We start from the raw sequence: 3,998 nt of genomic DNA, 5'->3' as shown, positions 1-3,998 counted from the left end.
GCTGTCGACTGTCCGGCACGTTCGTGCCCCTCGTGGCGATCACGCCACCCGGTTCACCGCTTCGGGTGACGGTCAAACTCGGGGTTCACCGCCCGGCGGGTGCGCGCCCCGCCCGGCCGACCGCCGATCGCCCCTCAGAACCGGGTCCCGCCGCGTGCCCGGCCCCGATCCCGGGCACGCGACCACGTGCCCGGTCACCGACCCCGGCTGATCCAGTCCGACAGGTGCGGCGCCTCCGCGCCCACGGTGGTGTCGTCGCCGTGCCCGGTGTGCACCACCGTGTCGGCGGGCAGCGTCAGCAGGCGCTGGGAGATCGAGCCGATGATCGTGTCGAAGTCCGAGAAGGACCGGCCCGTGGCGCCGGGACCGCCCCGGAACAGGGTGTCCCCGGTGAACACCGCGCCCAGCTCCGGCACGTGGAAGCAGCACGCGCCGGGGGAGTGGCCGGGGGTGTGCAGCACCCGCAGGCCGGTGCCCGCGATGTCGATGACCTGCCCGTCGGCCAGGTCGCCGTCGGGCTCGGCCTCCTGGTGGGTCAGCCGCCACACCACCAGGTCGTCGGGGTGCAGCAGCACGGGCGCGCCCGTCGCCTCCGCCAGGGCGGGCGCGACGCGGACGTGGTCGTCGTGGGCGTGGGTGGCCAGGATCGCCCGCACGGTCCGCCCGCCCACCACCTCCAGGATCTTCTCCACGTCGTGGGGCGCGTCGATCACCACGCACTCGTTGTCGTCGCCGATCACCCAGACGTTGTTGTCCACGTCGAAGGTCTCGCCGTCGAGGGTGAAGGTGCCGCGGGTGACGCCGCGGTCCACGCGGACGGTCATCAGAGCACCACCACCGAGCGCAGGACGTCGCCGTGGTGCATCTTGGCGAAGGCCTCCTCGACCTGGTCCAAAGCGATGGTCTCGGTGACGAACGCGCCGAGGTCGAGCCGGCCCTGCAGGTGCAGGTCGATGAGGTAGGGGAAGTCGCGGGACGGCAGGCAGTCGCCGTACCAGGAGGACTTGAGCGAGCCACCCCGGGAGAAGAAGTCGATCAGCGGCATGTCGACGCGCATGTCCGGCGTGGGCACGCCGACCAGGACCACGGTGCCGGCCAGGTCGCGGGCGTAGAACGCCTGCTCCCAGGTCTCGGGGCGGCCCACGGCGTCGATGACGACGTCCGCGCCGTGCCCGCCGGTCAGTTCCCGCACCCGCTCGACCACGTCCTCGTCCTTGGCGTTGACGGTGTGCGTGGCGCCCAGCCCGCGCGCCCACTCCAGCTTGCGCGGGTCCAGGTCGATGCCGATGACCGTGGTCGCCCCGGCCAGGCTCGCCCCGGCCACCGCCGCCGCGCCGACACCGCCGCAGCCGATCACGGCCACCGAGTCGCCGCGCCCGACGTTGCCGGTGTTGACCGCCGCGCCCAGGCCGGCCATGACGCCGCAGCCCAGCAGGCCGGCCACCTCCGGGGACACGCGCGGGTCCACCTTGGTGCACTGCCCGGCGTGGACCAGGGTCTTCTCGGCGAACGCGCCGATGCCCAGCGCGGGGGACAGCGCCGTGCCGTCGGCCAGGGTCATGGGCTGGGCGGCGTTGTGGGTGTTGAAGCAGTACCAGGGCTTGCCCTTCAGGCAGGCGCGGCACGCGCCGCACACGGCCCGCCAGTTCAGGACCACGAAATCGCCCGGCGCGACGTCGGTGACGCCCTGGCCGACGGACTCCACGACCCCGGCGGCCTCGTGGCCGAGCAGGAACGGGTACTCGTCGTTGATCCCGCCCTCCCGGTAGTGCAGGTCGGTGTGGCACACCCCGCACGCCTGCACCCGCACCACCGCCTCACCGGGGCCGGGGTCGGGCACCACGACGTCGACCACTTCGACCGGTGCGCCCTTGCCGCGCGAGACCACACCGCGAACCGTCTGTGCCACTGGGTTGCCTCCTCGATGAGTGCTGTCCGGTGTTCGCCGACCCGGTCCGGGCGCGGGGTCAACCCCTCGCGGGCCGGGGCAGGAGCAGGTGGACGGCGAAACCCGCCAGGGTGGCGAGCACCGCCTGGTACGCGATAGCGGGTTCCCCCGGCCACGACCCCGCGAACACCGCGTCCAACCCGGTCGTGACCAGTCCCGCCAGGGTGACCAGGCCGAGCGCGTGCCAGCCGAAGAACCCGGCCGCCCACGCGGTCAGCGGCCACCGGCCGCGCCCGGGGCGCAGCAGCAGCCACCCCGCGGACGCACCCGCCGCCGCGTTGAGCAGGACGCCGACGACGCGCAGCTCGTCCGGGCGCACCGACACCAGCGAGGCGACCGCCTGCGCCACCACCAGCATGACCACGGCCCACGCGCCCAACCTCGTCCGGTCCACCCAGCGGATGCTAGATCATCACCACGCGGAACCGCTGGCCGGAGCCGGGGCGCCCGGCCCGGTGCGGGACTTCGTCCCCGAACGTATCCGGGTCGTCACCCGACGACACCCCGAACCCGTTGTTACGCTCGCGGTTCCGGCTATGCCGATGTCGACGTGGGGGCGTCGCACGCACGGCCGCGGGAGGGGCGTGTGGGGGATGGGGCTTCCCTTGATCGGCCGCGCGGTGGAACTGGGGCACGCGGGAGCGGCGCTCGACCTCGCCCTGTCCGGCCGGGCGACCGCGTTGCTCGTCGAAGGCGAACCGGGGATAGGGAAGAGCCGGCTGCTCCGCGAGATCGGGACCGGCGCGCGGGGACGCGGGTTCGAGCTGTTCACCGGTGCGGCGCACGAACTCGACGCCCGCCGCCCGTTCAGCGTGTTCACCGACGTGTTCACCGGTGTGCCCGCCGACCTGCCGCCGGGCGACCGGCGCGGCAACCCCTTCCGCGCCGCGTTCGACGCGGCGACGCCGATCGCCGCGGGCGGGTCGGGGTTCGGCGACGAGTCGTTCACCGTGATCGAGGCGATCGTCGAGTGGTTCGAGGAGCGCACCGCCCGCGGGCCCGTGGCGCTCGCGCTGGAGGACCTGCACTGGGCCGACACCTCCAGCCTGACCGCGATCGGCGCCCTGGCGCGGCACCTGGCCGACCGGCCGCTGCTGGTCGTCGGCACGCTGCGCCCGGTGCCGCACCGCAAGGAGGTCGACCGGCTCCTGGACCGGTTGACCGCGTCCGACGGCAGGGTGCTGCGGCTGGGCGGCCTGTCACCCGACGCGGTGGTCGAACTGATCGAGCGGGCGCTGGGCGCGGCGCGCGGCGCGGGGCTGCGACGCCTGGCCGACGCCGCCGGCGGCACCCCGCTGTTCCTGTTGGAACTGCTCAGCACCCTCGACCAGCGGCAGGTGCTGCGGCGGGCCGGCGACCAGGTCGACACCTCCGCCGCCGTGGTGCCGCCCGACCTGTGGCAGACGCTGTTGCTGAGGTACAGCTTCCTGCCCGAGCCCACCCTCGACCTGCTGCGGCTCATGGCCGTGCTGGGCGCTTCGTGCCTGACGGCCGAACTGGTGGCGGTCAGCGGCCGGCAGGCGGTGGACCTGCTCGCCGACCTCCGCCCCGCGCTGGCCGCCGGCGTGGTGGACGGCTCCGGCGAGCGCCTGGCGTTCCGGCACGAGATGCTCCGCCAGGCCCTGTACGAGGACGTGCCGCCGGCGCTGCGCAGCGACCTCCACCTGGAGGTCGGCGGTGCCCTCGCGGCGGCCGGCGCGCCGGCGGCCAGGGTCGCCGAGCACGTCGAGTCCGCCGGCGCGGTGGGGGCCGAGGCATCGGCCTGGTACTGGCGGGCCGCCCGGGAGTGCGCCCGCCACTCCGTCCCGTCCGCGCTCCACTGGTACGAGCGCGCCCTCGGGGTGCTGTCCGAACAGGACCCCGCGCGGCCCGGCCTGGTCATCGAACTGGCACCGCTGCTGGTGCTGTCGGGTCGCGTCGCGGAGGCCGAGTCGCTGGCCGGCACGGTGTTCGCCACCACCCTCGACCGGTCCGCCAAGAGCCGGTTGGCGGTCATGCTGGCGCACGCCCTGGTGCGGCGGGGCCGGTGGCAGGAGGAGGGAGACCGGAT

At 74.5% G+C, this 3,998-nt stretch carries 4 protein-coding genes; 1 reads left to right on the top strand and 3 read right to left on the bottom strand.

Annotated features, from left to right (window positions below):
- Positions 1-194 precede the first annotated feature (194 nt).
- Genes ACFV4N_RS40855 through ACFV4N_RS40845 form a run of 3 tightly spaced genes read right to left on the bottom strand, consistent with a single transcriptional unit; the run spans position 195 to position 2,342 of the window.
- Positions 195-824 carry an MBL fold metallo-hydrolase gene (locus ACFV4N_RS40855; RefSeq protein ID WP_499678061.1) on the bottom strand — a complete coding sequence of 210 codons (630 nt, stop codon included), beginning with the start codon at positions 822-824 and terminating at the stop codon, positions 195-197.
- Positions 824-1,909, bottom strand: a complete 1,086-nt coding sequence (locus tag ACFV4N_RS40850; protein ID WP_499678060.1) for an S-(hydroxymethyl)mycothiol dehydrogenase — start codon at positions 1,907-1,909, stop codon at positions 824-826. Before ACFV4N_RS40850 ends, ACFV4N_RS40855 begins: the two co-directional genes overlap by 1 nt.
- Positions 1,910-1,967: 58 nt before the next feature.
- A complete protein-coding gene (locus ACFV4N_RS40845; RefSeq protein WP_499678059.1) occupies positions 1,968-2,342 on the bottom strand; it encodes a hypothetical protein in 375 nt (124 codons plus the stop codon).
- Between the two features lie 199 nt (positions 2,343-2,541).
- Between ACFV4N_RS40845 and ACFV4N_RS40840 the strand changes: the two genes are divergently transcribed.
- Positions 2,542-3,998 (top strand): ATP-binding protein (locus tag ACFV4N_RS40840; protein WP_499678058.1); only part of this gene is annotated, 1,457 nt, incomplete at its 3' end.

Origin of the sequence: Actinosynnema sp. NPDC059797 (assembly GCF_042732085.1) — a bacterium.
Taxonomy (GTDB): Bacteria; Actinomycetota; Actinomycetes; order Mycobacteriales; family Pseudonocardiaceae; genus Actinosynnema.
This window is presented reverse-complemented; position numbering and strand designations above follow the sequence as displayed.

Coding starts and splice junctions, on each gene's coding strand:
- ACFV4N_RS40855 (WP_499678061.1), bottom strand. CDS start 824: ATGACCGTCCGCGTGGACCGCGGCGTCACCCGCGGCACCTTCACCCTC.